Below are 25,297 nucleotides of genomic sequence, written 5' to 3'. Positions count from 1 at the left end.
GGAGTGGTTATGGGTGACCGGCACGACTACGTGGCCCTCGAATGGGTCAAGGGTGAAATTGCCGAAACGCTGAAACAGGCGCATCAGGCGATTGAAACCGTGCTCGATGACCCGCAGGCCACGCCGGGGCTGGATGAGTGTCTGGCCTATATCCATCAGGTGCACGGCAGTTTGCAGATGGTCGAGTTCTACGGCGCGGCGTTGCTCGCCGAAGAAATGGAGCATCTGGTCGAAGCCTTGCAGCAGGGGCGCGTCGCCCATCGCGATGAAGCCCTGCACTTGCTGCTGCAAGCCCTCGGGCAATTGCCGATTTACCTCGATCGGGTGCAGAGCGCCCGCCGCGACTTGCCGCTGGTGGTGCTGCCGCTGATCAACGACCTGCGCAGTGCGCGCGGCGACAGCCTGCTCTCGGAAACCAGCCTGTTCAGCCCGCCACTGCAGGACTTGCCGCCGTTGAGCGCAGAAGCCCTGGTCGCGCTGGAGCCGGCCGACCTGCCCAACGTATTGCGCAAGTTGCGCCAGATGCTGCAAATGGCGCTGGTGGGGTTGTTGCGCGAGCAGGATGACCAGACCCACCTCGAATACCTGGCGAAAGTCTTCCAGCGTCTCGAAGCGCTGAGCTTTGACGCGCCGTTGAGCCCGCTGTGGCAGGTCGCTTCCGCGCTGGTCGAAGGCATGCGCGAAGGCGCCATCGCCAACAGCCCGGCGTTGCGCAGCCTGTTCAAGGACGCCGACAAGGAACTCAAGCGCCTGCTCGAACAAGGCCCGCGCGGCCTCAATCAGCCGCCCCCGCCGGAGTTGCTGAAAAGCCTGCTGTTCTATATTGCCAAAGCCGAACATCCTACCGGGCAGATGCTGACCATGAAAGATCGCTACTCCCTGGACGACGCGTTGCCCGACAGCGCGATGGTCGACGAAGAACGCGCGCGTCTGGCCGGCCCCGACCGCGATGCGATGCGCTCGGTGCTGGCGGCGCTGTGCGAAGAATTGGTGCGGGTCAAGGAACGCCTCGACCTGTTCGTCCGTAGCGACCGTCAGCACACCTCCGATCTGGAGAGTCTGCTGGCGCCGTTGCGACAGATCGCCGACACCCTCGCGGTGCTCGGTTTCGGCCAGCCGCGCAAAGTCATCATCGATCAACTGGCGGTGGTGCTCAGCCTCGCTCAGGGCCAGCGCGAACCGAATGACGCGACCCTGATGGACGTTGCCGGCGCGCTGCTTTACGTCGAAGCCAACCTCGCCGGGATGGTCGGCACCGTCGAGCCGGAAAGCCCCGAAGACGCGCGCCTGCCGACCACCGACCTGACGCAGATTCATCAGATCGTGATCAAGGAAGCGCGCATCTGCCTGCAACAGGCCAAGGACATGATCGTTGATTACATCGACGCCGATTGGGATCGCCAGCAACTGCAGCCGCTGCCTGAACTGCTGACTCAAGTGCGCGGCGCGCTGGCGATGATTCCGCTGAGCCGCGCGGCGAGTCTGGTCGAGGCCTGTAACAGCTTCATCCGCGAACACCTGCTGCTCGATCCGCACCAGCCAGGCTGGCAGCAACTGGATAATCTGGCCGACGTCATCACCAGCCTCGAGTATTACCTCGAGCGCCTGAGCGACGACCCGCAAGCGCCGAATGAACAACTGCTGGATGTCGCACAAAAGAGCCTCGCCAGCCTCGGTTTCTTTCCACACGAACAGCACGTACCGGTGCTCGACGATGTGCTCAGCCCCAGCGAAGCGCTGGTGATGCAGGACCTGCAAGCGCTGGATGACCCTGACACCGTGCAGTCGCTGGCCGATGTGCTGGCCAGCCCGGTGTCGGCGGTCAACCCGCCGGCCTTGATCACGCCCGGCAGCCTGATGCCACCACCGGCCGATGAAGAGCCGGTGGACGATGAACTGCGCGAAGTGTTCCTCGAAGAGACCGACGAAGTCCTCGAAGTCCTGCACGAATACCTGCCGCGCTGGTCGGCCGACACTCATGACCGCGCCGCCCTGACCGAACTGCGCCGCGCCTTTCACACCTTGAAGGGCAGCGGGCGCATGGTTCGCGCGTTGATCCTTGGCGAGCTGGCCTGGGCGGTGGAAAACCTGCTCAACCGCGTGCTGGAACACAGCGTCGAACCTGGCGCGCAGGTGCAGCAGTTGCTCACCGACACGGCGTTGCTACTGCCGGAACTGATCAGCGAATTCGCCACGCAGCGCCAGCGTCAGCGCAGCGATGTCGATCAACTGGCGGCCCGCGCGCATGCGCTGGCCAAAGGCGTCGAGCCGCTGGCGGCCGAAGACGTCGACGACGTGGCGGCCCTCGACCCGTTGTTGCTGGAGATCTTCCGCAACGAGGCCGAAACCCACCTCGCCAGCCTCAACCGCTTCCTCGATCAGGCTGCCGAGCATGTGCCGCTGCCGGCCAGCGACGAATTGCAGCGCGCCTTGCACACGCTCAAGGGCAGTGCGTCGATGGCCGGCGTGTTGCCGATTGCCGAACTGGCCGCGCCGCTGGATAAACTGGCGCGCGAGTTCAAGGCGCATCAGTTGCCGCTGGATCTTGATGAAGTGGAATTGCTCCTTGAAGCCCAAGGCCTGTTCCGCGTCGGTCTGCGCCAGCTCAAGCACGATCCGCTGGCACCGATTGTCGGTGCGCAGTCGCTGATCAAACGCACCGAAACGCTGCTGGCCGAACGCCTGGAGGCGATCCTCAACGCGCCGAACACCGGCCTGCGGATCAAGCGCGATCCGCAACTGATCAACAACTTCCTCGCCCAGGGCATGGACATCCTGCTCGACGCCGAAAGCCTGTTGCAGCGCTGGCAGCAACATCCCGGCGAGCGTCAGGAACTCAGCGCGCTGCTCGATGAACTGACCACCCTCGGCGAAGGCGCACACCTCGCCGATCTGCTGCCGGTGGACGTGCTGTGCGAAGCCTTGCTCGACCTCTATGGCGCTGTCGAAGAAAGCAGCCTGGCGGTCAGCGACAGGTTCTTCCACGAAGCGCAGAACGCTCACGAAGCGCTGATCAACATGCTCGACGAATTGGCCGCCGGTCAGGAAATCACCCCACAGCCGCAGCGCATTCGCGCCCTGCACGAACTGCTCGATGAAAGCCTCGACCCGACGGCGATGGGGCTGATTCGCAGCGACGGCAGCAGGACCTTGAGCATCAGCGAACTGGGCGCCGCGACTGCCGAACTCGCCCACGCCAATGCCGAGACCGCACCCGACGACGAGATCGTCGAGATCTTTCTCGAAGAAGCGGTGGACATCCTCGACAGTGCCGGGCAAGCCCTGCAGCGCTGGTTGAGCGACCCGGACAACGCTGCGCCGCTGTCGTCGTTGCAGCGCGATTTGCACACGCTCAAGGGCGGCGCGCGGATGGCCGAAGTCGACGCCATCGGCGATCTGGCCCATGAGCTGGAAAGTCTTTACGAAGGTCTGGTGGATCGTCGCTACAGTTACAGCGAGCTGCTCGGACGCTTGCTGCACAAGAGCCATGACCGCTTGGCGCAGTTGCTTGAACAGTTGCAAAACCATCAGGCGCTGACCCCGGCGCAAGACCTGATCGAAGCGATCCGCCAGTTCCGTCAGGGCCAGTCCGGCAGTGCCGAAGCGGCACAGCCTACGGCTGTACCCGACAGCGCGGCGCATGATCCGGAACTGCTGGAAATCTTCCTCGAAGAAGGTTTCGACATCATCGAAAGCTCCGGCGCGGCGTTGCTGCGCTGGCAGGCCGAGCCGGGCAATCGTCAGGAAGTGGAAACCCTGCTGCGCGATCTGCACACCCTCAAGGGCGGCGCGCGGATGGTCGAGATCGGCCCGATCGGCGACCTCGCCCATGAGCTCGAATACCTTTACGAAAGCCTCGCCACCGGCGTGCTGCAACCGTCCGCCGAACTGTTCGCGCTGGTGCAGCGCGGGCATGACCGGTTGGCGCAGATGCTTGATGGCGTGCGCGCCGGGCAGCCATGCCCACCGGCGGATCGGCTGATTAACGCGATCCAGAATTTCAGCCACCCGGCGACCCCTGACACGCCGCCGCTGCTGCCGATTCCGGCCAAGACCGAGCCTGCGGTACCCGCCGCTGATGCCGGTGCAGACATGGTCAAGGTCTCCGCCGAACTGCTCGATGAGCTGGTCAACCTGGCCGGGGAAACCTCGATTTTCCGTGGACGTATCGAGCAGCAAGTCAGCGATGCGCAAACCGCGCTGAACGAGATGGAAACCACCATCGAACGCATGCGCGATCAGTTGCGCCGGCTCGACACCGAAACCCAGGGGCGGATTCTCAGCCGCCAGCAAGTCGATGCTGAACGCCTCGGCTACGAAGAGTTCGACCCGCTGGAAATGGACCGCCATTCGCAGTTGCAGCAACTGTCGCGGGCGCTGTTCGAATCCGCCTCCGACTTGCTCGATCTCAAGGAAACCCTTGAGCGCCGCAACCACGACGCCGAGAACCTGTTGCAGCAACAGGGGCGGATCAATACCGAATTGCAGGAAGGCCTGATGCGCACGCGCATGGTGCCGTTCGAGAGGATGCTGCCGCGCCTGAAACGCATCGTGCGTCAGGTCGCCGAAGAGCTGAACAAAGACGTCGCGTTCATCATCGGCAACGCCGAAGGCGAGATGGATCGCAACGTGCTGGAGCGCATGGCCGCGCCGCTGGAGCACATGCTGCGCAACGCCGTCGACCATGGTCTGGAGTCGGCCGAAGTGCGGCTGGCGGCGGGCAAACCGGCGCAGGGTACGATCACCCTCGACCTGACCCGCGAGGGTGGCGACATCGTTTTCGATATTCGCGACGATGGCGCTGGGGTGCCGCTGGACGCGGTGCGGCGCAAGGCAATCAAGCGCGGCCTGCTGGCACCGGACGCCGAGATCAGCGACCGCGACGTGCTGCAATTCATCCTGCAGCCGGGGTTCTCCACGGCGGAAAAGATCACCCAGATTTCCGGACGCGGCGTCGGCATGGACGTGGTTCACGAAGAAGTCCGTCAGCTCGGCGGCACCATGAGCATCGACTCGGTGCCGGGGCAGGGCGTGCATTTTCGCATTCGTCTGCCGTTCACCGTGTCGGTCAACCGCGCGCTGATGGTGCAGTGCGGCGAGGATCAATACGCGATTCCGCTGAACACCATCGAAGGCATCGTCCGCGTGTTGCCGAATGATCTGGAAGCGCACTACCGCAACGATCCGCCGAGCTACCACTACGCCGGCCAGCGTTACGAACTGTGCTATCTGGGCGAGCTGCTGAAAACCGCGCCACGCCCGAAACTGCTCGGCCAGAGCCTGCCGCTGCCGGTGCTGCTGGTGCAGTGCAATGACCGGCACATCGCGGTGCAGGTCGATGCGATGGCTGGCACCCGCGAGATCGTGGTCAAGAGCCTCGGCCCGCAGTTCGCGGCAGTGCAGGGCGTGTCCGGGGCGACGATTCTCGGCGATGGCCGGGTGGTGCTGATTCTTGATCTACTCGCACCGATCCGCGCGATGCAGGCGCGGGTTGCGCAGCGCCCGGCGCAGACGGAAATCGACAGCGAACCGCAGAAGCCACTGCTGGTGCTGGTGGTCGATGACTCGGTGACCGTGCGCAAGGTCACCAGCCGTTTGCTCGAACGCCACGGCATGAACGTGCTGACCGCCAAGGACGGTGTCGACGCCATGTTGCTGCTCGAAGAACACATGCCCGACCTGATGCTGCTCGACATCGAAATGCCGCGCATGGACGGTTTCGAAGTCGCCACCCAGGTGCGTAACGATGAACGTCTGCAACACCTGCCGATCATCATGATCACCTCGCGCACCGGGCAGAAACACCGCGACCGCGCGATGGCCATCGGCGTCAACGACTACCTCGGCAAGCCGTATCAGGAATCGGTGCTGCTCGAAAGCATTGCCCACTGGAGCAAGAAACATGCATGAGCGCCGCCACAACGCGCGCACCAGCCAACTCACCGGCCTGCTGCTGCCGTTGGCCGATCGCAACCTGATCCTGCCCAACGTCGCCGTCGCCGAGCTGATCGACTACCAGGCCAGCGCCTTCGACCTCGACACACCGCCGTGGTACCTGGGGCGGGTGAGCTGGCGTGAGCGGCAGATTCCGCTGCTGAGTTTCGAGTCGGCCTGCGGGCAGAAAATCGTCATCGGCGAACGCGCGCGGATCGTCATCCTCAATGCTCTCGGTGGGTTGCCGCAGCTGAAATTCATTGCGCTGCTGGTGCAGGGGATCCCGCGTTCGTACAAGCTCGACAGTCAGTTGAGTTATGTCGATGTGCCGTTGTGTGCGCTGGAGCAGGCGGCGGTGCAGGTCGGGGAGCAGGTGGCGAAGGTGCCGGATTTGTTGGGGTTGGAGCAGTTGTTGGTGGATGCCGGACTTATCCACTGATCCGGAGTCTTCAGTGGCCTGCCTGGCCTCTTCGCGAGCAAGCCCGCTCCCACAGTGGGTCTTCAGTGGATGCAGATTTTATGTACGCCATAAATCCCCTGTGGGAGCGGGCTTGCTCGCGAAGGCGCCAGTCGCCTCACCTCAATCCGACAGACAAATCCTCAATCTCCGTGCGCAATAAACACCTTTCAGCGCAGCTGTTTAAAGACACTCGATGTTACGGCTCCCTGGCTTACAAATCCTTGCGCCGCTGCCTACGCATGCACCAGAATCCGCCGGCTTGTGCGCCTTGGGCATGCTGCGTAACTTGATCCCGTCACTGATTTCCAGTGATCGAGCTTAGCGGCTCGGCTAGTCCCTACGGTTGCACATGTCTCATCCAGTCAGGCATTCGCCTGCACTTGATGGTGGCTGTGCGCATGGCACCTTCGGGTGCGCCGGGTTTTTGGTGACTACCGGTCCGCTAACTTGCGCATAGCCGCCACCCTTTTGCTTAGCGGCGAAAGGATTGCGGCCTCACCGAGGTTAGTCACCATGTTCAAAGTAACGCCAAACCCGCCGGTCACCGACACGGCATCCCCTTACGAAGCCCCCGAATCAAAGAAATTCCACGAAGCCGCGGAACGCGCCCTCGACCATTACCTCGGCCCGCCAAAACCCGACCTCATGGCCACGCCCTACACCCCCAACACGCTGTATATGGCCAACCCCGACGCCGACAGCGAATCCCTGCTGGCCGACGCCAGCGAATCCCTCGGCTCGGCCACGGTCATGCTCAACAACCATGCGGCGCTGGTGCAAGGCACGCACCGCAAGACGCTGCAGGGCATTGCTCAGGTGGTGATGGTGGCGGAGATGGCGGTGAATCGGGTGTTGGATAGGTTGGTGCCGACGGAGTGATTAAAAGCCGACCCTCACCCCAGCCCTCTCCCGGAGGGAGAGGGGGCCGACCGAGGTGTCTGGCGTTGTACATCGACCTGAAAAACCGAGTCGATTATGGATTTGGTAAACCTGGTGAATTCCGGATTCAGTACAACACTCCCAGGTCGACGTAACCCTTGAGCATCCCCCAATCAGTCCCCTCTCCCTCCGGGAGAGGGCTAGGGTGAGGGCAGCCCTAGATCGTTACCCTGAGCGTAACGATTCACCTCTGCGCTTGATTGATGCCCCCACCCCACACGCCTAACGTAGCTCCACGACAGCGAACCCCGTGGAGTGAGCATGACAACAACAATTTCCCCCGACTCGCGCTGGACGCGGCGGCGTGACGAGAAGCAGCGGCGTCTCGACAAGGTGCGCGGGCTGGCCGACGGTGTGGTACTGCCAAGCGACAAGATCGTCGCCGCGCTCGAAGCGTTGATCCATCCCGGCGACCGGGTGGTGCTGGAGGGCAACAACCAGAAGCAGGCGGATTTTCTTTCCCGTTCGCTGGCCAAAGCCGATCCGGCCAAGCTGCATGATCTGCACATGATCATGCCCAGTGTCGGCCGTTCCGAACACCTCGACCTGTTCGAACGCGGCATCGCCCGCAAGCTCGATTTCTCCTTCGCCGGCACCCAGAGCCTGCGCATCAGCCAGTTGCTCGAAGACGGCCTGCTGGAAATCGGCGCGATTCACACCTACATCGAACTCTACGCCCGGCTGGTGGTGGACCTGATCCCCAACGTCGTGCTCTCGGCCGGGTTCATGGCCGACCGCGCCGGCAACATCTACACCGGCCCCAGCACCGAAGACACCCCGGCACTGATCGAACCGGCCGCGTTCAGCGATGGCATCGTCATCGTTCAGGTCAACCAGTTGGTGGATGACGTCAGCGAACTGCCGCGCGTCGACATCCCGGCCTCGTGGGTGGATTTCGTGGTGGTGGCCGACAAACCGTTCTATATCGAACCGCTGTTCACCCGCGACCCACGGCACATCAAACCGGTGCACGTGTTGATGGCGATGATGGCGATTCGCGGGATCTACGAAAAACACAACGTGCAGTCGCTCAACCACGGCATCGGTTTCAACACCGCTGCCATTGAGTTGATCCTGCCAACCTACGGTGAATCCCTCGGCCTCAAAGGCAAGATCTGCCGCAACTGGACGCTCAACCCGCACCCGACGCTGATCCCGGCGATCGAAAGCGGCTGGGTCGAAAGCGTGCATTGCTTCGGCACTGAACTGGGCATGGAGAACTACATCGCCGCACGCCCGGACGTGTTCTTCACCGGGCGTGACGGTTCGCTGCGCTCCAACCGGATGTTCTGCCAACTCGCCGGGCAGTACGCGGTGGATCTGTTTATCGGCGCGACGTTGCAGGTCGATGGCGACGGCCATTCCTCGACCGTGACCCGTGGTCGTCTCGCCGGTTTCGGCGGTGCACCGAACATGGGCCACGACCCGCGCGGTCGGCGTCACGGCACCCCGGCGTGGCTCGACATGCGCCACGACGATTCACAGCAACCGATGCTCGAACGCGGCAAGAAACTCGTGGTGCAAATGGTCGAGACCTTCCAGGAGGGCGGAAAACCGACCTTCGTCGAAACCCTCGACGCGGTGGAAGTGGCGAAGAAAAGCGGCATGCCGCTGGCGCCGATCATGATCTACGGCGACGACGTAACCCACCTGCTCACCGAGGAAGGCATCGCCTACCTGTACAAGGCGCGCTCGCTGGAAGAACGTCAGGCGATGATCGCCGCGGTGGCCGGCGTCACCGCCATCGGCCTGCGGCATAACCCGAAAGACACCGAACGCATGCGCCGCGAAGGCCTGATCGCCTTGCCCGAAGACCTCGGCATCCGCCGCACCGACGCCACCCGCGAACTGCTGGCGGCGAAAAGCGTGGCCGATCTGGTCGAGTGGTCCGGCGGCCTGTACAACCCGCCCGCCAAGTTCAGGAGCTGGTAATGCACGCACTCAATTTGCAAGCGAAACCCCTGAGCCTGAGCGAACGCCTGGCCGATCTGGCGGTGGATGCGCTGATCGACGAAGCCGATCTGTCGCCAAAACCGGCGCTGGTCGACCGACGTGGCAATGGCGCGCACACCGATCTGCACCTGGGCCTGATGCACGCTTCGGCATTGTCGTTGTGGCCGGCGTTCAAGGAAATGGCCGAAGCGGCGGTTGAAATCGGCGAAGTCGATTCCACGTTGCGCGAAACGATTGGCCGCATCGGTCGCGAAGGCGAGCAAGCGATGCTCGCGACCACCAACGGGGTGAATACCCATCGCGGGGCAATTTGGGCACTTGGATTACTGGTGACCGCCGCTGCGCTGGAACCGAAATCCTCCAGCGCCAACGCTGTCACCTTGCGCGCCGCACGTCTGGCATTACTCGATGACCGCTACGCACCAAAACCGCTGAGCCACGGCGCACAAGTCGCCCTACGTTATGGCGCACGCGGCGCTCGGGAAGAAGCGCAACTCGGCTTCCCGTCCGTGCTGCAACGTGGCCTGCCGCAACTCAAACGCAGCCGCGCCAGAGGCCACGGCGAACAGAACGCCCGGCTCGATGCGCTGCTGGCGATCATGACCGATCTGGCCGACACCTGCGTACTCTACCGCGCGGGCGAAGAGGGTTTGCAGGCCATGCAACAAGGTGCGCAAGCGGTGCTCGACGCTGGTGGCAGCGCCAGCCTCACCGGGCGTCGGCGCCTGCACGAACTGGATCAACAACTCATCGCATTGAATGCCTCGCCCGGTGGCGCCGCCGACTTGCTCGCCGCCACGCTGCTGCTCGACCGTATCGAGCGCGACGGCATCCTTCAGGGAGCGTTTTGATGGAAACCTTATCCTTTGAATTCCCCGCCGGGCAGCCGCCACGCGGGCGGGCGCTGGTCGGTTGTGTCGGCTCGGGCGATCTGGAAGTGCTGATCGAACCGGGGCTGGCCGGCAAACTGACGATCAATGTGCAGACCTCGGTCAACGGTGCGCAGCAGCGCTGGCAGCATCTGTTTGCGCGGATGTTCGACGGCACCACGCCACCGGCAATGGCCATCGATATTCATGATTTCGGCGCCACGCCAGGTGTGGTGCGCCTGCGTCTGGAACAAGGTTTCGAGGAGCTCGGCCATGACTGACAGCGCAGCGTTGCTCAACAAACACAGCTTCGTCGAACTCGGCGCACGGCAACGGGCGAAAGCCTTGCTCGACGCCGGGACCTTCCGCGAATTGCTCGACCCGTTTCAACGGGTCATGTCGCCATGGCTCGAACGCCAGGGCGTGGTGCCGCAAGCCGATGACGGCGTGGTGATTGCCAAGGGCAGCGTCGACGGTTTGCCGGTGGTGATCGCCGCCATCGAAGGCGCGTTCCAGGGCGGCAGCCTCGGCGAAGTCGGCGGGGCGAAGATTGCCGGCGCGCTGGAACTGGCCGCCGAAGACAACCGCAAGGGCATCCCGACTCGCGCTGTGTTGCTGCTGGAAACCGGTGGCGTGCGTTTGCAGGAAGCCAACCTCGGGCTGGCGGCGATTGCCGATATTCATGCGGCGATTGTCGATTTGCAGCAGTACCAACCGGTGGTCGGTGTGGTCGCGGGCAGTGTTGGTTGTTTCGGCGGCATGTCGATTGCCGCTGCGCTGTGCAGTTATTTGCTGGTGACCCAGGAAGCGCGTCTCGGTTTGAACGGGCCGCAGGTGATCGAGCAGGAAGCCGGGATCGAGGAATACGACTCCCGCGACCGGCCCTTCATCTGGAGCCTGACCGGCGGCGAACAGCGTTTCGCCAGCGGGCTGGTGGATCGTTATGTCGCCGATGATGTGGCGCAGATCCGTCAGCAGGTCGGTGAATTGCTGCAGCAGGGTTTGCCCGCTAAGCCGCGCAGTCAGCGCGCCGATTGGTTCCTGCAACGCCTGAACCGTTTGGACACCGCCAAGCAAATCGAACCGTCGGTGGTTCGCGATCTGTATCAAGGAGAGCGCTCATGAGTGGTTATTCCGTGCGCGGTTTGAACTGGTTCAACGCCCTGAGCGCGGGCGCGAAAGCCGTAGAAGGTTTGCCGCCATCGTTGCAAGTGGCCGATGGCGAACTTGGACGCTTTATTGCGGTGGTCGCTGACCCCGACAACCGTTTCCCACGGGCTCGCAATGGCGAAGTCGGTTTGCTCGAAGGCTGGGGTCTGGCCAAGGCTGTAGATGACGCGATCACGGCGGATCGCGACAAAGCGCAGAAGCGCCCGATCATCGCCATCGTCGACGTCCCGAGCCAGGCTTACGGTCGTCGCGAAGAAGCCCTCGGCATTCATCAGGCACTGGCCGGTGCGGCGGACAGTTATGCCCGCGCCCGTCTGGCCGGGCATCCGGTGATTGCGCTGCTGGTGGGCAAGGCCATGTCCGGGGCGTTTCTTGCTCATGGTTATCAGGCCAACCGTTTGATTGCCCTGCGCGATCCCGGGGTGATGGTGCATGCGATGGGCAAGGCCTCGGCGGCGCGAGTGACGCTGCGCAGTGTCGAGGAACTGGAAGCACTGTCCGCCAGCGTGCCGCCAATGGCCTATGACATCGACAGCTACGCCAGCCTCGGATTGCTCTGGGAAACCCTCTCGGTGCAGCAGATCGAGCAGCCGACGGCGGAGGATCTGGCGCGGGTGACCGAATGCCTGAAACAGGCCATCGTCGATATCTCCAGCACTGACTTGCGCAAGCGTCTCGGCGCGAAAAATCGTGAAGCGTCCAGCCGCGTGCGTGAATTGCTGAGGGCGCAGTGGTGAACCTGCCACTGGCCCACGATCTGCTGTGGGGCATGACCCCGGCGCAGCTGCCGGCGGATGCGCCACAGTGGGCAGTCGAATCGCTGGCTGCCGGGCAACCGGTGGTCGTGCGGCGAGCGGTGAGCGCTGAAGCTTGGGTCGCGGTGGGCATTCGCGGTGTGTTGCGTGAGCAGCGGCTGGCGGCGTTTATGGCGCTCGATTCGATTGCCTGTCGGGTCAGCCCCGAAGCGCTTAGTCATGTCGATTGCGAGCGCGATCTGCCAGTGATGCAGGCCCTCAAACAACTGCGGCCAATGCTCGATGACTGCGGTTGGGTCTGGGGTGTCAGCGGCAGTGTCGGGTTTGAGTTGGCCAGTGGTTTTACCGCGATGCACGCGGCCAGTGACCTCGATCTGATTCTGCGGACACCGCAACTGATCACGCGTAATCAGGCACGCAAACTGGTCGCGGTTTTTGATCAAGCCGTGTGCCGGGTCGACATGCAATTGCAGACGCCGTTCGGTGCAGTCGCGTTGCGCGAATGGGCCGGCGGGTCTGCACGGGTGCTGCTGAAAAACGCCCATCAAGCCTGTCTGGTCACTGATCCGTGGAACCCGCAGGAGCAGGCAGCGTGAGCAGCCTGTTGGTGTTCCCCGGCCAGGGCGCGCAGCAACCGGGCATGCTCCTGCGTTTGCCTCGGGAAACCTTGACCGAGGCCAGCGACGTGCTCGGTGAAGATGTCGCGCTGCTCGATTCTGCCGACGCGTTGCGCAGCACCCGGGCGGTTCAGCTGTGCCTGTTGATCGCCGGGGTCGCTGCCTCGCGGCAGTTGCTACAGGACGAATTGGAAGCGGATTACGTCGCCGGTCTGTCCATCGGTGCCTACCCGGCAGCGGTGGTCGCCGGGGCATTGAGCTTCAGCGATGCGTTAAATCTGGTCAGCCTGCGTGGCGAGTTGATGCAGCAGGCTTATCCACAAGGCTTTGGCATGACCGCAATCATCGGCCTGCAATTATCCACCGTCGAAACGCTGCTGGCGCAGGTGCACAGCGCGGAGTCGCCGGTGTATCTGGCCAACATCAATGCCGATAACCAGGTGGTGATTGCCGGCAGCGACAAGGCGATGCAAGCGGTGGCGGAACTGGCGCGCAGTCGTGGCGCCGGTCTGGCGAAACGCCTGGCGGTGAGCGTGCCGTCACACTGTCCGTTGCTGGAAGCGCCGGCGCAAACCCTCGCCGAAGCCTTCGCCAAGGTTGCACTGAAGCCCCCGAAAATCGCTTACCTGAGTGGCAGTCGCGCGCGTCCGCTGGTCAAGCCAGATGCCTTGCGTGATGACCTCGCTTTCAACATGTGCCGCGTGGTGGACTGGCGCGGCACCGTGCAAAGCGCTTACGAGCGCGGCGTACGTTTACAAATCGAACTGCCGCCCGGTGCGGTGCTGACCGGGCTGGCGCGCCGGGTGTTTGAATCGGGCACGGTCACTGCCTTTGACAGAGCGCGTCTGGACACCTTGCAGGCGCTGTTGCGAGAGGAGGGTGGCCGCCGACCATAAACTGCCGCGACTCAGGCTTCGAACAACAAAAACAACATTCGACGATGCACTTTGAGGACTACAACAATGATTATTTACGGTGTGGCGCTGCTGGCGATCTGTACGCTGGCAGGGGTGATCATGGGTGACATGCTTGGCGTGTTGCTGGGTGTCAAATCCAACGTCGGCGGGGTCGGCATCGCCATGATCCTGTTGATCTGCGCGCGGTTGTGGATGCAGAAACGCGGCGGCATGACCAAGGATTGCGAAATGGGCGTCGGCTTCTGGGGCGCAATGTACATTCCGGTGGTGGTGGCGATGGCCGCGCAACAGAACGTCGTCACCGCCCTGCACGGTGGCCCGGTGGCGGTGCTGGCGGCAATCGGTTCGGTGGTGGTGTGTGGTTGCACGATTGCCTTGATCAGCCGCACCCATAAAGGCGAACCGTTGCCCGACGAACCGGTGGAAGTCACTCCGGTCGGCACCCCGGTAGGAGGTCGCTGACATGTGGGCACTCATTGAAAACGGTCTGGAACACAACGGTCTGGTCACTGCCTTCGCCTTCGTCGGCGTGATCATGTGGGTCTCGGTGATTCTCTCGAAACGCCTGACCTTCGGACGCATTCACGGCTCGGCGATTGCCATCGTCATCGGTCTGGTGCTGGCCTGGGTCGGCGGCACCCTGACCGGTGGCCAGAAAGGCCTGGCGGATCTGACGCTGTTCTCCGGCATCGGCCTGATGGGCGGTGCGATGCTGCGGGATTTCGCGATCGTCGCCACGGCGTTCGAAGTGCAGGCGACCGAGGCGAAGAAGGCCGGGTTGATTGGCGTGATCGCGCTGTTGCTCGGTACGATCCTGCCGTTCATTGTCGGCGCGTGTATGGCTTGGGCCTTCGGCTATCGCGATGCGGTAAGCATGACCACCATCGGCGCGGGCGCGGTGACCTACATCGTCGGCCCAGTGACTGGCGCAGCGATTGGCGCGACTTCGGATGTGATGGCGCTGTCGATTGCTACCGGGTTGATCAAGGCGATTCTGGTGATGGTCGGCACGCCGGTCGCGGCGCGCTGGATGGGCCTGGATAACCCGCGCTCGGCGATGGTGTTCGGTGGTCTGGCCGGGACGGTGAGTGGGGTTACCGCGGGGCTGGCGGCGACGGATCGGCGGTTGGTGCCTTATGGGGCGTTGACCGCTACGTTCCATACTGGGCTTGGCTGTTTGCTGGGGCCGTCGCTGTTGTTCTTCATTGTTCGCGGGATTGTGGGCTAGATCCGGAATTTGAGTTGTCTGGGCTGACGCTTTCGCGAGCAAGCCCGCTCCCACATTTGGAATGCGTTCCCCTGTGGGAGCGGGCTTGCTCGCGAAGGGTGCGACTCGGTCTCAAGTCTGGCGATTGGCATACATCCGACATTCCGCCAGCAACGCCAGCAGATTCGGATCGCGCTCCTTGGCCTTGAGAAACACCACACCAATGTGCTGCTGCAACCGATACTTCTCCTGCAACGGAATCAGCTTCACCCGGTTCTCGTACACCGCCGCAATCCTTCCTGGCAGCAACGCATAACCCACCCCCGAGCTGACCATGCTCAGCAGGGTGAAGATGTCGTTGACCTGCATCGCCACCTTCGGCTCGAACCCCGCCTGCTTGAACACCCGAATGCCGTCCTGATGGGTGGCGAAGCCTTGGGTCAGGGTGATGAAGGTTTCATCGCGCACCTCTGCCAGATCGACTTCACTGCGTTGAGCGAATCTTGAATCTGCCGGCGTGGCGAGGAAAATGTCATCGGAGAACAACGGGATCTGCTCGCAGTCCGGGTCGCTGACCGTGTCGTCCAGCGACACCAGAATCGCGTCGACTTCCATGTTCTTCAGCTTGTAGAGCAGGTCGATGTTCGAACCGAGGATCAGGTCGATGTTGAGTTCGCTGCGGCGGATCTTCAGGCCCATGATCAGTTGCGGTACGGTTTTCACCGTCAGCGAGTACAGCGAGCCGAGTTTGAAGCGTTCAGCGGAGAAACCGGCGGCCTCGCGGGTCAGGCGCACACTCTCGACCACGTCCTGGATCAGCTTCTGCGCGCGTTCTTCGAGCACGTAGGCGCTTTCCAGGGGCGTCAGGTTGCGCCCTTCGTGCTTGAACAGCGGGCAGCGCAGGGCGCTTTCCAGCGAATGGATCGCCCGGTGCACGCTGACATTGCTGGTCTGCAACTCGACAGCGGCGCGCGCCAGGTTGCCGGTGCGCATGAAGGCGAGGAACACCTCGAGTTTTTTCAGGGTCAATTCTTCGTCGATCAGCATGGCGCGGACTCTTTTTGGTATCGACCGATTGTGCCCAATTACCGTGGCGTGCGCAGGTCCGCGTTGAACAGAAACATTGCGCTTTTACGCTCAAGGCCCGAGCCTTGCGCGCTGCGGTAACGAATAACGAGGTGAGCGACACATGTATCACGGGGAAAAACTCAACGCCTGGACGCATCTGGTCGGGGCCGTGGCCGCATTTATCGGCGGCGTGTGGATGCTGGTGATTGCCAGCCTCGACGGCAGTCCGTGGAAGATCGTCAGCGTGGCGATCTACGCCTTTACCTTGCTGGTGCTCTACAGCGCCTCGACCGTGTACCACAGCGTGCGCGGGCGCAAGAAAGCGATCATGAAGAAGGTCGATCACTTTTCGATCTACCTGCTGATCGCCGGCAGCTACACGCCGTTCTGCCTGGTGACGCTGCGCGGGCCGTGGGGCTGGACGTTGTTCGGGATTGTCTGGGGGCTGGCGCTGATCGGCATCCTGCAGGAGATCAAACCACGCTCGGAAGCGCGGATCCTGTCGATCGTGATCTACGCGGTGATGGGCTGGATCGTGCTGGTGGCGGTCAAACCGTTGATTGCGGCGTTGGGCACGGCAGGGTTTGCCTGGCTGGCGTCGGGCGGGGTGTTGTATACCGTGGGCATTATCTTTTTTGCCCTGGATCACCGGTTACGGCATGCGCACGGGATCTGGCATCTGTTCGTGATCGCCGGGAGTCTGCTGCACTTTGTGGCGATTCTGTTTTATGTCCTCTAACCGGAATTGTCCCCAATCTCCCTGTGGGAGCGGGCTTGCTCGCGAATGCGTTGGTTCAGACAACATCTCTGTTGAATGACACACCGCATTCGCGAGCAAGCCCGCTCCCACATTAGATTGTGTTCCCACATCAGACTTGTGCCGAGTGCAGGTTATTGAGTTGTTGCTGAGCTCGCTGGCTGAAAATCTGCAGCAGATCGTTGAGCGTATGCGGTGGTGGCTCGCTGGCGCGGGTCACGGCGTACAAAGTGATCGGCAGTGGCGGGGCGAGGGGGCGGAGGGTGGTGGTTGCCACAGAGGCGCCCAATGCGGTGAACGGATCGATCACCGCGACGCCGGCGCCGGACTCGACCATCGCCCGTGCCAGCGAATAGGTCTGCACGGCAATCCGCACCCGTGGCGGTGGCTCCACCGCTTCCAGATAGCTGTCGAGCCTTGCCGCCAATGGATCGGCGCTGGATAAACCAATCAGCGGCACATCCGCAAGCGCCATCAGTGGCAGCGGTTTGCCGACGTCTGCCGGCGGCCAGAAGTCCTTTGGCGCCAACGCCACCAGCACCCCCGCCGCCAGCGGCTGCGCTTTCAGCCCCGGGTGATCCGGCAACTGCAACGTCAGGGCCACGTTCACTTCGCGCATCAGCAGGTTCTGCATCAACTCGCGGCTGTGGGCGCTGGACAGTTCGCAGGCGATGTCCGGGAACTGTGCCGTCCATTGCCGGATCGCCGGCGGCAGCAGCGACAGCGCCAGCGCCGGAGTCGCGCCGATCCGCAGGCTGTGGCCGGGTTCGCGGCGCAGGCTCTGTGCCAGGCGCCGCACGCCTTGCAGACTTTCCGTGACCTTGTCGACTTCGCGCTCCAGCTCCAGCGCTTCCGGGGTCGCCTGCAATTTACCGCGCACCCGCAGAAACAACGGAAAGCCCAACTGCTGCTCGGCGTGCTGCAGCACTTTGGTCACCGCCGGTTGCGAGACGTGCAGCAATTGCGCAGCGGCGCTGACCGAGCCGGTCTGGCGGATGGCCTGGAAAATCTCGATGTGGCGAAGGCGCATGGCGAGTCCATAACCTTTGTTTATAGGTCTGGCATCTTTATTCATTGTTCGGCGCCTGTCACCTCACCCTAACCTCAGCCTCGTCTTCACATAGAAATAGGGACGGACATGGCTCAGCGTGTGTGCATCATCGGCGGCGGCGTGATCGGGTTGGCAACGGCCTATGCGCTGGTGCGCGACGGTTTCGAAGTGACAGTGGTCGAGGCGCGGCAGTCGCTGGGCAGCGAAACCAGCTTCGCCAACGGCGGCCAGTTGTCCTACCGCTATGTGGCGCCGCTGGCCGATGCCGGCGTGCCGTTGCAGGCGATCGGCTGGATGCTGCGCGGCGACTCACCGCTCAAGCTGCGCCCGCGTCTGGACCCGGCGCAATGGCGCTGGATGGCGTCGTTTCTCGCCGCCTGCCGCACCTCGGTCAACCGCGAAAACGCGGCGCATCTGTTGCGTCTGGCGCTGTTCAGCCAGAGCACGCTGAAACGCTGGCGCGAGGATGACGGACTCACCGGTTTCAACTGGCGGCGCAACGGCAAACTGGTGACTTTCCGCAATGCCGTCAGTTTCGACCATGCGCGCAAGGGCCTGGCCGATCCGCAGCAACAACAGGTGTTGTCCGCCACCGAATGTGCGCAGCTGGAACCGGCCTTGACCAAGGCGCCATTTGTGGGCGCGATCTACACGCCGGATGAAGAAGTCGGCGACTGTCACGCCTTCTGCCAGCAGTTGGCGGTGCGATTGAAGGCGTCGGGCCGTTGCGAGTTTCGTCTCGGTCAGGCAGTCACCGGCATTCGTCACAGCCACGGCGCCGTCACCGCCATTGAGCTTGGCGACGAAACCCTGCCGGTCGACCAACTGGTAATCGCCGCCGGGCACCGAAGCTCTTTGCTGGCGCTGCCCGGCCTGCACGTGCCGCTGTATCCGCTGAAGGGGTACAGCCTGACCGTGCCGATCGGCAACGGGCATCGGGCGCCGGACGTGAGCATCACCGACTACGACCGCAAGATCGTCTACGCGCGCATCGGCGAACAGTTACGGGTGGCGGCGATGGTGGACATCGTCGGTTTCGACCCGGCGGTAGATCCCGAGCGGTTGGCACTGATCAAGCGCCAGGCCCGCGACACCTTTCCCGATGCCGGCAATTACGACGCGGCTGTGGAGTGGGCGGGCATGCGCCCGGCCACCCCAACCGGCGTACCGCTGCTGGGCGCCACGGCGTATCGCAATCTGTGGCTCAACCTCGGCCACGGCGCGCTCGGTTTCACCCTGGCCTGCGGCAGCGGGCAGTTGCTCAGCGAACTGATCGGCCAGCAGCGTACATCCATTGATCTGCACGGCTTCAATCCCCGTGCGGCGTGACGGATTCTGCTAAAACACCCCAACCACAACGGAGAATAACAATGCAAAAAATCACGTTGCTCGGCTGCACACTGGCGCTGTTCATCGGCGCCCAGGCGCAGGCCAATGAAGTGCCGCTGACCGGCGCGCTTGGCAAGATCGCCAGCGCCAACAGCATTACCCTGGGCTATCGCGATGCGTCGGTGCCGTTCTCGTATGTGGGCGATCACACCGGGCAGCCGATGGGGTATTCGGTGGAGCTGGCGGGCAAGATTGTCGAGCGGATCAAGCAGCAACTGGCGTTGCCGGAGCTGAAGGTGAAGTACAACCTGGTGACATCGCAGACGCGGATTCCGCTGGTGCAGAACGGCACGGTTGATCTTGAGTGCGGCTCCACCGGGGTGACGGCCGAGCGGCAGAAACAGGTCGCGTTCTCCTACGGTTTCATCTACGTAAAAGGGCAGTTGCTGACCGCAAAGGACAGCGGCATTCACAGCTTCGATGACCTGCGCGGCAAGAACGTGGTGACCACCGCCGGCACCACCAACGAGCGCTATCTGAAGAGCTACAACCTTGACCACAAACTGAACATGTTCGTGATCAGCGCCAAGGATCACGGCGAGGCGTTCCAGATGCTGCAGTCGGGACGGGCAGCGGCCTTCTACATGGACGACGCATTGCTCTACGGCGAGCGGGCCAAGGCGCGGGACCCGCACAACTGGGTCGTGGTGGGGGAGGAACAATCGCGGGAAATCTACAGCTGCATGGTGCGCAAGGATGATCCGCAATTCCTCGCGCTGGTGAACGACGCGCTGGCGGATCTGTACAGCTCGGGGGAGATCAACGGGATTTACAAGCGCTGGTTCGAACAGCCGATTCCGCCAAAGGGGTTGAACCTGGAGTTTCCGATGACCAGCGAGTTGAAGGCGATCATTGCCAGGCCAGTCAGTGATCCGGTGGAGTGACAGTCAGACCGAGGGGAAGCTTTTCGCGAGCAAGCCCGCTCCCACAGTAGTTCTCGGGTGTACACAAAATTTGTGCTCACTGGAAATCCAATGTGGGAGCGGGCTTGCTCGCGAAGAGGCCCTAGAAGTCACCCCAAAGCTGCTGAGCCACCGCCAGTGCAACCACCGGCGCAGTCTCGGTACGCAGCACGCGTGGGCCGAGGCGGGCGGCGTGGAAACCGTTGCCCTTGGCCTGCTCGACCTCGTCATCCGACAAACCACCCTCTGGCCCGATCAAAAACGCCAGCGTCGCCGGTTTGGCATGGCTCACCAGCGGCTCGGCCACCGGGTGCAGCACCAGTTTCAGCTCGGCTTCGGTCTGCTTGATCCAGTCCGCCAGCAGCACCGGCGGATGAATCACCGGCACCCGCGAGCGACCGCACTGCTCACAGGCGCTGATCGCCACCTGACGCCAGTGCAGCAGGCGTTTGTCGGCGCGTTCGTCCTTCAGGCGCACTTCGCAGCGGTCGCTGAAGATCGGGGTGATTTCCGTCACGCCCAGCTCGGTGGCTTTCTGGATCGCCCAGTCCATGCGTTCGCCACGGGACAGGCCCTGGCCGAGGTGGATCTGCAGCGGCGATTCAATCTGCCCGGCTAACTGCTCGTCGATCTGCACGACGACGCGTTTCTTGCCGACCTCCACCAGCGAGCCGCGAAACTCATGGCCGGAGCCGTCGAACAGCTGCACCGCATCGCCCTCGGCCATGCGCAGCACGCGGCTGATGTAATGCGCCTGGGCTTCCGGCAGTTCGTGTTCGCCGGTGCTCAGGGGGGCGTCGATAAAGAAGCGGGACAGTCTCATTTCGGGTCTCTGGAAAGATGTGAATCAGTTGGATCGGTGTCGACTTCATTCGCGAGCAGGCTCGCTCCCACAGGGAAATGCATTCCAGGGTGGGAGCGAGCCTGCTCGCGAAAGCGGCAGTTCAGGCGCCACAAATTTTCAATCAGCCCGGATCGCGGAACCCCGGGTGGAAATCTTTTGGCACGGCCACGCTGACGCTGTCACGGGTGGCGATGTCGATGCCTTCGCTGGCGACTTCGGCGAGGAAGTCGATCTGCTCCGGGGTAATCACGTACGGCGGCAGGAAATACACCACGCTGCCCAGCGGACGCAGCAGCGCGCCACGCTCCAGCGCATGCTGGAACACCTTCAAACCGCGACGTTCCTGCCAAGGGTAGGCCTCTTTGGTGGCTTTATCCTTGACCATTTCGATCGCCAGCACCATGCCGGTCTGCCGCACTTCGCTGACATTCGGGTGATCGACCAGATGCGCAGTGGCCGAGGCCATGCGCCGGGCCAGGGCCTGGTTGTTCTCGATGACGTTGTCCTGCTCGAAGATATCCAGGGTCGCCAGCGCCGCCGCACAGGCCAGCGGGTTACCGGTGTAGCTGTGCGAATGGAGGAAGGCGCGCAGGGTCGGGTAGTCGTCGTAGAACGCGCTGTAGACCTCGTCGGTGGTCAGGCACGCCGCCAGTGGCAGGTAGCCGCCGGTCAGGGCCTTGGACAGGCAGAGGAAGTCCGGGCGGATGCCGGCCTGCTCACAGGCGAACATGGTGCCGGTGCGGCCGAAGCCGACGGCGATTTCGTCGTGGATCAGGTGCACGCCGTAGCGGTCGCAGGCTTCGCGCAGCAGTTTGAGATAGACCGGGTGATACATGCGCATGCCGCCGGCGCCCTGAATCAACGGCTCGACGATGACTGCCGCCACGCTGTCATGATGTTCTGCCAAGGTTTGTTCCATGGCAGTGAACATGTTGCGCGAATGTTGTTCCCAGCTCATGCCTTCGGGGCGCAGATAGCAATCCGGGCTTGGCACCTTGATGGTGTCCATCAGCAGCGCTTTGTAGGTTTCGGTGAACAGCGGCACGTCGCCGACTGCCATCGCTGCCATGGTTTCGCCGTGGTAGCTGTTGGTCAGGGTGACGAAGCGTTTCTTGTTCGGCTGGCCGCGGTTGAGCCAGTAGTGAAAGCTCATTTTCAGCGCGACTTCGATGCAGGACGAACCATTATCGGCGTAGAACACCCGGTTCAGGCCTTCCGGGGTCATCTTCACCAGACGCTCGGACAGTTCGATCACCGGTTGATGGCTGAAACCGGCCAGAATCACGTGCTCCAGCTGATCGACCTGATCCTTGATGCGCTGGTTGATGCGCGGGTTGGCGTGGCCGAACACGTTGACCCACCAGGAGCTGACGGCATCGAGGTAGCGCTTGCCTTCGAAGTCTTCGAGCCAGACGCCTTCGCCGCGCTTGATCGGGATCAGCGGCAGCTGTTCGTGGTCTTTCATCTGGGTGCAGGGATGCCACAGCACCGCGAGGTCGCGTTGCATCCACTGGTTATTCAGGCCCATTTACAGTCTCCTCGAGGCGGCTCGCGTCAGGCGCGGGCAAACAATCGCGCAAGCCTATGCAATGCATCGCGCCGGGACAACCCATTGCGTCGATTGAGCTACTTTGTATGGGCCGATAGACGTCGCTGGCGGCGTTTTGATGGCTGACGTATTCTTCGCGGTTCTTTGGGTCGTCTGACCCGCAAAACTGCTTTTTTCCTACGTGTATTTCCGGAGTTCGCTGAATGTCTGTCGGTTGGCTGCGCGCCTGTGCGCTGGTGATGTTGGGGCTGTTCAGCGTTACGGCGCTGGCCAAGGATAAAACCGCAATCGTGATCGGCGGCGGCCTGTCGGGCCTGACCGCAGCTTACGAGCTGCAAAACAAGGGCTGGCAGGTCACGCTGCTGGAAGCCAAACCGAGCCTGGGCGGTCGCTCGGGCATGGCCACCAGCGAGTGGATCGGCAACGACAAGACCCAGCCGGTGCTGAACAAATACGTCTCGACCTTCAAGCTGAGCACCACGCCAGCCCCTGAATTTGTGCGTACCCCGGGTTATCTGATCGACGGTGAATATTTCTCCGCTGCCGATCTGGCGACCAAGCAGCCTGCTACCGCCGATGCCTTGAAGCGCTACCAGAAAACCCTCGACGATCTGGCGCGCTCGATCGACGACCCGCAGAACCCGGCCGCGACCAACACCCTGCATGCGCTGGACCAGATCAACGTGTCGAGCTGGCTCGACAAGCAGAACCTGCCGGCCACCGCGCGTCAGTTGATCAACCAGGACATCCGCACCCACTACGACGAGCCTTCGCGTCTGTCGCTGCTGTATTTCGCCCAGCAGAACCGCGTCTACCGTGGCGTCTCTGACCGTGACCTGCGCGCCTCGCGTCTGGTCGGCGGCAGCCAGGTACTGGCCCAGGCGTTCGTCAAGCAGATCAAGACCATCAAGACCAACTCGCCGGTTTCCGCGATCACTCAGGACAAGGACGGCGTGACCGTCAAGGTCGGCAGTGTCGGCTACCAGGCTGACTACGTGGTGCTGGCCGTGCCGCTGCGTGCGCTGAACAAGATTGCGCTGACCCCGGCACTGGACGCTCAGCACCTGGCCGCGATCAAGGGCACCAACTACGGCTGGCGCGACCAGATCATGTTGAAGTTCAAGACGCCGGTGTGGGAAAGCAAGGCGCGCATGTCCGGCGAGATCTACAGCAACGCAGGTCTGGGCATGCTCTGGATCGAGCCGGCGCTGAAGGGTGGCGCCAACGTGGTGATCAACCTGTCCGGCGACAATGCCCGCGTGATGCAGGCGTTCGGCGACAAGCAGATGGTCGATCAGGTGCTGATCCGTCTGCACGCGTTTTATCCACAGGCCCGTGGCTCGTTCACCGGCTATGAAATCCGTCGCTACAGCACTGACCCGTCGATGGGCGGCGCCTACCTGGCTTACGGCCCGGGCCAGATCAGCAAGTTCTGGCGCATGTGGGAGCGCCCACTGCAACGCGTAGCGTTTGCCGGCGAACACACCGACACCCTGTATCCGGGCACTCTGGAAGGCGCGCTGCGCACTGGTCAGCGTGCGGCCAGTCAGGTTGAAGACCTGGCCGCCGGCAAGTCGTTTGAGCCGGTCAAAGTGGTTCCGGCCGCAGCAGCGGCAGGCGCGGCGGGTGCCGTGGCGGCGAAGAAGGGCAACTTCTTCAGCAACCTGTTTGGCGGTTCGGATGACGAGAAGAAGCCAGAACCTGTGAAGGCGCCTGAGCCGGCTCCAGCACCGGTCACTCCAGCGCCTGCACCGGCTCCGGCACCTGCGCCAGCTCCGGTGGAAGCGCCGAAACCAGCCGCTCCGGTGAAAGCCGAACCGGCGAAGAAAGCGCCAGCCAAGCCTGCAGCGAAAAAGCCTGCAGCGAAAACCGAGGCGAAAAAGGCCCCGGCCAAACCGGCGGCGAAAAAGGCTGAGCCGGCGAAGAAGCCTGCGGCCAAGCCGGCTACAACCCCGGCTCCGGCGGCAAACACCGATAGCAAAGCGCAGTAAGGCTTTGCGGTGAATGAAAAAGCGCGGCTCTCATGCCGCGCTTTTTTTTGGCCTGCCAAACCGCCTTCGCGAGCAAGCTCGCTCCCACATTATTCGACCGTGATCCCTCAGCTGGAATGCGATCCCCTGTGGGAGCGAGCTTGCTCGCGAAGAGGCCGGTTCAGGCAGCACTGACTTTGGATCTGTACCCAGCCTTCTGCCCCACACTTTCCCCTTTAATCTTTCCTTAACTACCATGTTCAAGACTCTTGATCGTATTTCTCGATATTTCAAAGCAAAATTTTCCGCTTTAATTCGATAGATAACTCGCTAGTCTTGGTTCGCAGTTCTCACAGGATTTGGGCAATGCAGCTACGTAACTCTGCTTCACGCTATGGTTGGGTCAGCATCTTCATGCACTGGGGCGTGGCGCTGGCGGTCTTCGGACTGTTCGCGCTGGGTCTGTGGATGGTGGGGCTGGATTACTACAGCAGCTGGCGCAAAGACGCGCCGGATCTGCACAAGAGCATCGGTCTGGTGCTGCTGGGTGTGATGGTGTTGCGGGTGTTGTGGCGCTTTATCAGCCCACCGCCACCGACGCTGCAAAGCTACAGCCGCATGACCCGCATCGGCGCCAAATTCGGCCACGGGTTTCTGTACGTCGGGCTGTTCGCTGTGATGCTTGCCGGTTACCTGATTTCCACCGCAGACGGTGTCGGGATCCCGGTGTTTGGCCTGTTTGAAGTTCCTGCACTGGTTTCCGGGCTACCGGATCAGGCAGACACCGCTGGGGTGATTCATCTCTGGCTGGCATGGGCGCTGGTAATTTTTTCCGGTCTCCATGCGTTGGCAGCATTGAAGCACCACTTTATCGATCGTGATGCGACCCTCACTCGAATGCTCGGTCGCAAAGCCTGAAATTCAACCTCGACTCAAAGGAAAAGAA

Annotated in this window: 21 protein-coding genes; 17 read left to right on the top strand and 4 right to left on the bottom strand. The window is 62.6% G+C overall.

Annotation, left to right across the window (positions count from 1 at the left end; translation table 11 throughout):
- The first annotated feature begins 9 nt into the window (after window positions 1-9).
- The 12 genes from E4T63_RS26360 to madM all read left to right on the top strand — a co-directional run bounded on the left by E4T63_RS26360 (window position 10) and on the right by madM (window position 14,842).
- Entirely contained in the window at window positions 10-5,910 is a 5,901-nt protein-coding gene (locus E4T63_RS26360; protein WP_135296757.1) for an Hpt domain-containing protein, read from the top strand.
- A complete protein-coding gene (locus E4T63_RS26355; protein WP_003229084.1) occupies window positions 5,903-6,373 on the top strand; it encodes a chemotaxis protein CheW in 471 nt (156 codons plus the stop codon). Before E4T63_RS26360 ends, E4T63_RS26355 begins: the two co-directional genes overlap by 8 nt.
- Window positions 6,374-6,907: 534 nt before the next feature.
- Window positions 6,908-7,273 carry a DUF6124 family protein gene (locus E4T63_RS26350; RefSeq protein ID WP_135296756.1) on the top strand — a complete coding sequence of 122 codons (366 nt, stop codon included), beginning with the start codon at window positions 6,908-6,910 and terminating at the stop codon, window positions 7,271-7,273.
- Window positions 7,274-7,594: 321 nt separating this feature from the next.
- On the top strand, window positions 7,595-9,265 hold the full coding sequence (gene mdcA, locus E4T63_RS26345; RefSeq protein ID WP_095137524.1) for a malonate decarboxylase subunit alpha: 1,671 nt from the start codon (window positions 7,595-7,597) through the stop codon (window positions 9,263-9,265).
- Window positions 9,265-10,137 (top strand): triphosphoribosyl-dephospho-CoA synthase, encoded by an 873-nt coding sequence (locus tag E4T63_RS26340; protein WP_135296755.1) that lies wholly within the window; start codon window positions 9,265-9,267, stop codon window positions 10,135-10,137. Before mdcA ends, E4T63_RS26340 begins: the two co-directional genes overlap by 1 nt.
- Window positions 10,137-10,436, top strand: a complete 300-nt coding sequence (locus tag E4T63_RS26335) for a malonate decarboxylase subunit delta (RefSeq protein ID WP_103522464.1) — start codon at window positions 10,137-10,139, stop codon at window positions 10,434-10,436. The genes E4T63_RS26340 and E4T63_RS26335 overlap by 1 nt, the downstream gene beginning before the upstream one ends.
- Window positions 10,429-11,280, top strand: a complete 852-nt coding sequence (locus E4T63_RS26330; protein WP_135296754.1) for a biotin-independent malonate decarboxylase subunit beta — start codon at window positions 10,429-10,431, stop codon at window positions 11,278-11,280. The genes E4T63_RS26335 and E4T63_RS26330 overlap by 8 nt, the downstream gene beginning before the upstream one ends.
- Entirely contained in the window at window positions 11,277-12,062 is a 786-nt protein-coding gene (gene mdcE / locus E4T63_RS26325) for a biotin-independent malonate decarboxylase subunit gamma (protein WP_135296753.1), read from the top strand. Before E4T63_RS26330 ends, mdcE begins: the two co-directional genes overlap by 4 nt.
- A complete protein-coding gene (locus E4T63_RS26320) occupies window positions 12,056-12,676 on the top strand; it encodes a malonate decarboxylase holo-ACP synthase (protein WP_134784864.1) in 621 nt (206 codons plus the stop codon). Before mdcE ends, E4T63_RS26320 begins: the two co-directional genes overlap by 7 nt.
- Window positions 12,673-13,593, top strand: a complete 921-nt coding sequence (gene mdcH, locus E4T63_RS26315; RefSeq protein ID WP_135296752.1) for a malonate decarboxylase subunit epsilon — start codon at window positions 12,673-12,675, stop codon at window positions 13,591-13,593. Before E4T63_RS26320 ends, mdcH begins: the two co-directional genes overlap by 4 nt.
- 66 nt (window positions 13,594-13,659) lie before the next feature.
- A complete protein-coding gene (gene madL, locus E4T63_RS26310; RefSeq protein WP_003229065.1) occupies window positions 13,660-14,076 on the top strand; it encodes a malonate transporter subunit MadL in 417 nt (138 codons plus the stop codon).
- A gap of 1 nt (window position 14,077) precedes the next feature.
- On the top strand, window positions 14,078-14,842 hold the full coding sequence (gene madM / locus E4T63_RS26305) for a malonate transporter subunit MadM (RefSeq protein WP_135296751.1): 765 nt from the start codon (window positions 14,078-14,080) through the stop codon (window positions 14,840-14,842).
- A 111-nt stretch (window positions 14,843-14,953) separates the two neighbouring features.
- Here madM and E4T63_RS26300 read toward each other — a convergent pair whose 3' ends face one another.
- Window positions 14,954-15,868 (bottom strand): LysR family transcriptional regulator, encoded by a 915-nt coding sequence (locus E4T63_RS26300; protein WP_134784861.1) that lies wholly within the window; start codon window positions 15,866-15,868, stop codon window positions 14,954-14,956.
- Window positions 15,869-16,010: 142 nt separating this feature from the next.
- Between E4T63_RS26300 and trhA the strand changes: the two genes are divergently transcribed.
- A complete protein-coding gene (trhA, locus tag E4T63_RS26295) occupies window positions 16,011-16,628 on the top strand; it encodes a PAQR family membrane homeostasis protein TrhA (protein WP_007964065.1) in 618 nt (205 codons plus the stop codon).
- 130 nt (window positions 16,629-16,758) lie between these two features.
- Here trhA and E4T63_RS26285 read toward each other — a convergent pair whose 3' ends face one another.
- On the bottom strand, window positions 16,759-17,676 hold the full coding sequence (locus tag E4T63_RS26285) for a LysR family transcriptional regulator (protein WP_135296750.1): 918 nt from the start codon (window positions 17,674-17,676) through the stop codon (window positions 16,759-16,761).
- 108 nt (window positions 17,677-17,784) lie between these two features.
- On the opposite strand from E4T63_RS26285, the gene E4T63_RS26280 reads away from it, so the two are divergent.
- The gene (locus E4T63_RS26280; RefSeq protein WP_135296749.1) at window positions 17,785-19,026 is read left to right on the top strand and encodes a D-amino acid dehydrogenase; all 1,242 of its coding nucleotides are present in this window, start codon (window positions 17,785-17,787) and stop codon (window positions 19,024-19,026) included.
- A gap of 41 nt (window positions 19,027-19,067) precedes the next feature.
- Window positions 19,068-19,970, top strand: coding sequence for a transporter substrate-binding domain-containing protein (locus tag E4T63_RS26275; protein ID WP_135296748.1), 903 nt, complete (start codon window positions 19,068-19,070; stop codon window positions 19,968-19,970).
- A 121-nt stretch (window positions 19,971-20,091) separates the two neighbouring features.
- Here E4T63_RS26275 and E4T63_RS26270 read toward each other — a convergent pair whose 3' ends face one another.
- The gene (locus E4T63_RS26270; RefSeq protein ID WP_134784857.1) at window positions 20,092-20,811 is read right to left on the bottom strand and encodes a 16S rRNA (uracil(1498)-N(3))-methyltransferase; all 720 of its coding nucleotides are present in this window, start codon (window positions 20,809-20,811) and stop codon (window positions 20,092-20,094) included.
- A gap of 142 nt (window positions 20,812-20,953) precedes the next feature.
- Entirely contained in the window at window positions 20,954-22,360 is a 1,407-nt protein-coding gene (locus E4T63_RS26265; protein ID WP_135296747.1) for an adenosylmethionine--8-amino-7-oxononanoate transaminase, read from the bottom strand.
- A 224-nt stretch (window positions 22,361-22,584) separates the two neighbouring features.
- Here E4T63_RS26265 and E4T63_RS26260 point away from each other — a divergent pair, with 224 nt between their 5' ends.
- Together E4T63_RS26260 and E4T63_RS26255 are read left to right on the top strand one after the other, a co-directional pair.
- A complete protein-coding gene (locus E4T63_RS26260) occupies window positions 22,585-24,372 on the top strand; it encodes a flavin monoamine oxidase family protein (RefSeq protein ID WP_098966037.1) in 1,788 nt (595 codons plus the stop codon).
- A gap of 345 nt (window positions 24,373-24,717) precedes the next feature.
- Window positions 24,718-25,269, top strand: coding sequence for a cytochrome b (locus E4T63_RS26255; protein WP_047596555.1), 552 nt, complete (start codon window positions 24,718-24,720; stop codon window positions 25,267-25,269).
- Window positions 25,270-25,297: the final 28 nt, after the last annotated feature.

Origin of the sequence: Pseudomonas fluorescens (assembly GCF_004683905.1) — a bacterium.
GTDB lineage: Bacteria > Pseudomonadota > Gammaproteobacteria > Pseudomonadales > Pseudomonadaceae > Aquipseudomonas > Aquipseudomonas putida_A.
This window is presented reverse-complemented; position numbering and strand designations above follow the sequence as displayed.

What these genes read in the sequence shown, in the direction of transcription:
- E4T63_RS26360 (WP_135296757.1), top strand. Translation starts at nt 10, where the DNA reads ATGGGTGACCGGCACGACTACGTGGCCCTCGAATGGGTCAAGGGTGAA.
- E4T63_RS26355 (WP_003229084.1), top strand. Translation starts at nt 5,903, where the DNA reads ATGCATGAGCGCCGCCACAACGCGCGCACCAGCCAACTCACCGGCCTG.
- E4T63_RS26350 (WP_135296756.1), top strand. Translation starts at nt 6,908, where the DNA reads ATGTTCAAAGTAACGCCAAACCCGCCGGTCACCGACACGGCATCCCCT.
- mdcA (WP_095137524.1), top strand. Translation starts at nt 7,595, where the DNA reads ATGACAACAACAATTTCCCCCGACTCGCGCTGGACGCGGCGGCGTGAC.
- E4T63_RS26340 (WP_135296755.1), top strand. Translation starts at nt 9,265, where the DNA reads ATGCACGCACTCAATTTGCAAGCGAAACCCCTGAGCCTGAGCGAACGC.
- E4T63_RS26335 (WP_103522464.1), top strand. Translation starts at nt 10,137, where the DNA reads ATGGAAACCTTATCCTTTGAATTCCCCGCCGGGCAGCCGCCACGCGGG.
- E4T63_RS26330 (WP_135296754.1), top strand. Translation starts at nt 10,429, where the DNA reads ATGACTGACAGCGCAGCGTTGCTCAACAAACACAGCTTCGTCGAACTC.
- mdcE (WP_135296753.1), top strand. Translation starts at nt 11,277, where the DNA reads ATGAGTGGTTATTCCGTGCGCGGTTTGAACTGGTTCAACGCCCTGAGC.
- madL (WP_003229065.1), top strand. Translation starts at nt 13,660, where the DNA reads ATGATTATTTACGGTGTGGCGCTGCTGGCGATCTGTACGCTGGCAGGG.
- madM (WP_135296751.1), top strand. Translation starts at nt 14,078, where the DNA reads ATGTGGGCACTCATTGAAAACGGTCTGGAACACAACGGTCTGGTCACT.
- E4T63_RS26300 (WP_134784861.1), bottom strand. Translation starts at nt 15,868, where the DNA reads ATGCTGATCGACGAAGAATTGACCCTGAAAAAACTCGAGGTGTTCCTC.
- trhA (WP_007964065.1), top strand. Translation starts at nt 16,011, where the DNA reads ATGTATCACGGGGAAAAACTCAACGCCTGGACGCATCTGGTCGGGGCC.
- E4T63_RS26285 (WP_135296750.1), bottom strand. Translation starts at nt 17,676, where the DNA reads ATGCGCCTTCGCCACATCGAGATTTTCCAGGCCATCCGCCAGACCGGC.
- E4T63_RS26280 (WP_135296749.1), top strand. Translation starts at nt 17,785, where the DNA reads ATGGCTCAGCGTGTGTGCATCATCGGCGGCGGCGTGATCGGGTTGGCA.
- E4T63_RS26275 (WP_135296748.1), top strand. Translation starts at nt 19,068, where the DNA reads ATGCAAAAAATCACGTTGCTCGGCTGCACACTGGCGCTGTTCATCGGC.
- E4T63_RS26270 (WP_134784857.1), bottom strand. Translation starts at nt 20,811, where the DNA reads ATGAGACTGTCCCGCTTCTTTATCGACGCCCCCCTGAGCACCGGCGAA.
- E4T63_RS26265 (WP_135296747.1), bottom strand. Translation starts at nt 22,360, where the DNA reads ATGGGCCTGAATAACCAGTGGATGCAACGCGACCTCGCGGTGCTGTGG.
- E4T63_RS26260 (WP_098966037.1), top strand. Translation starts at nt 22,585, where the DNA reads ATGTCTGTCGGTTGGCTGCGCGCCTGTGCGCTGGTGATGTTGGGGCTG.
- E4T63_RS26255 (WP_047596555.1), top strand. Translation starts at nt 24,718, where the DNA reads ATGCAGCTACGTAACTCTGCTTCACGCTATGGTTGGGTCAGCATCTTC.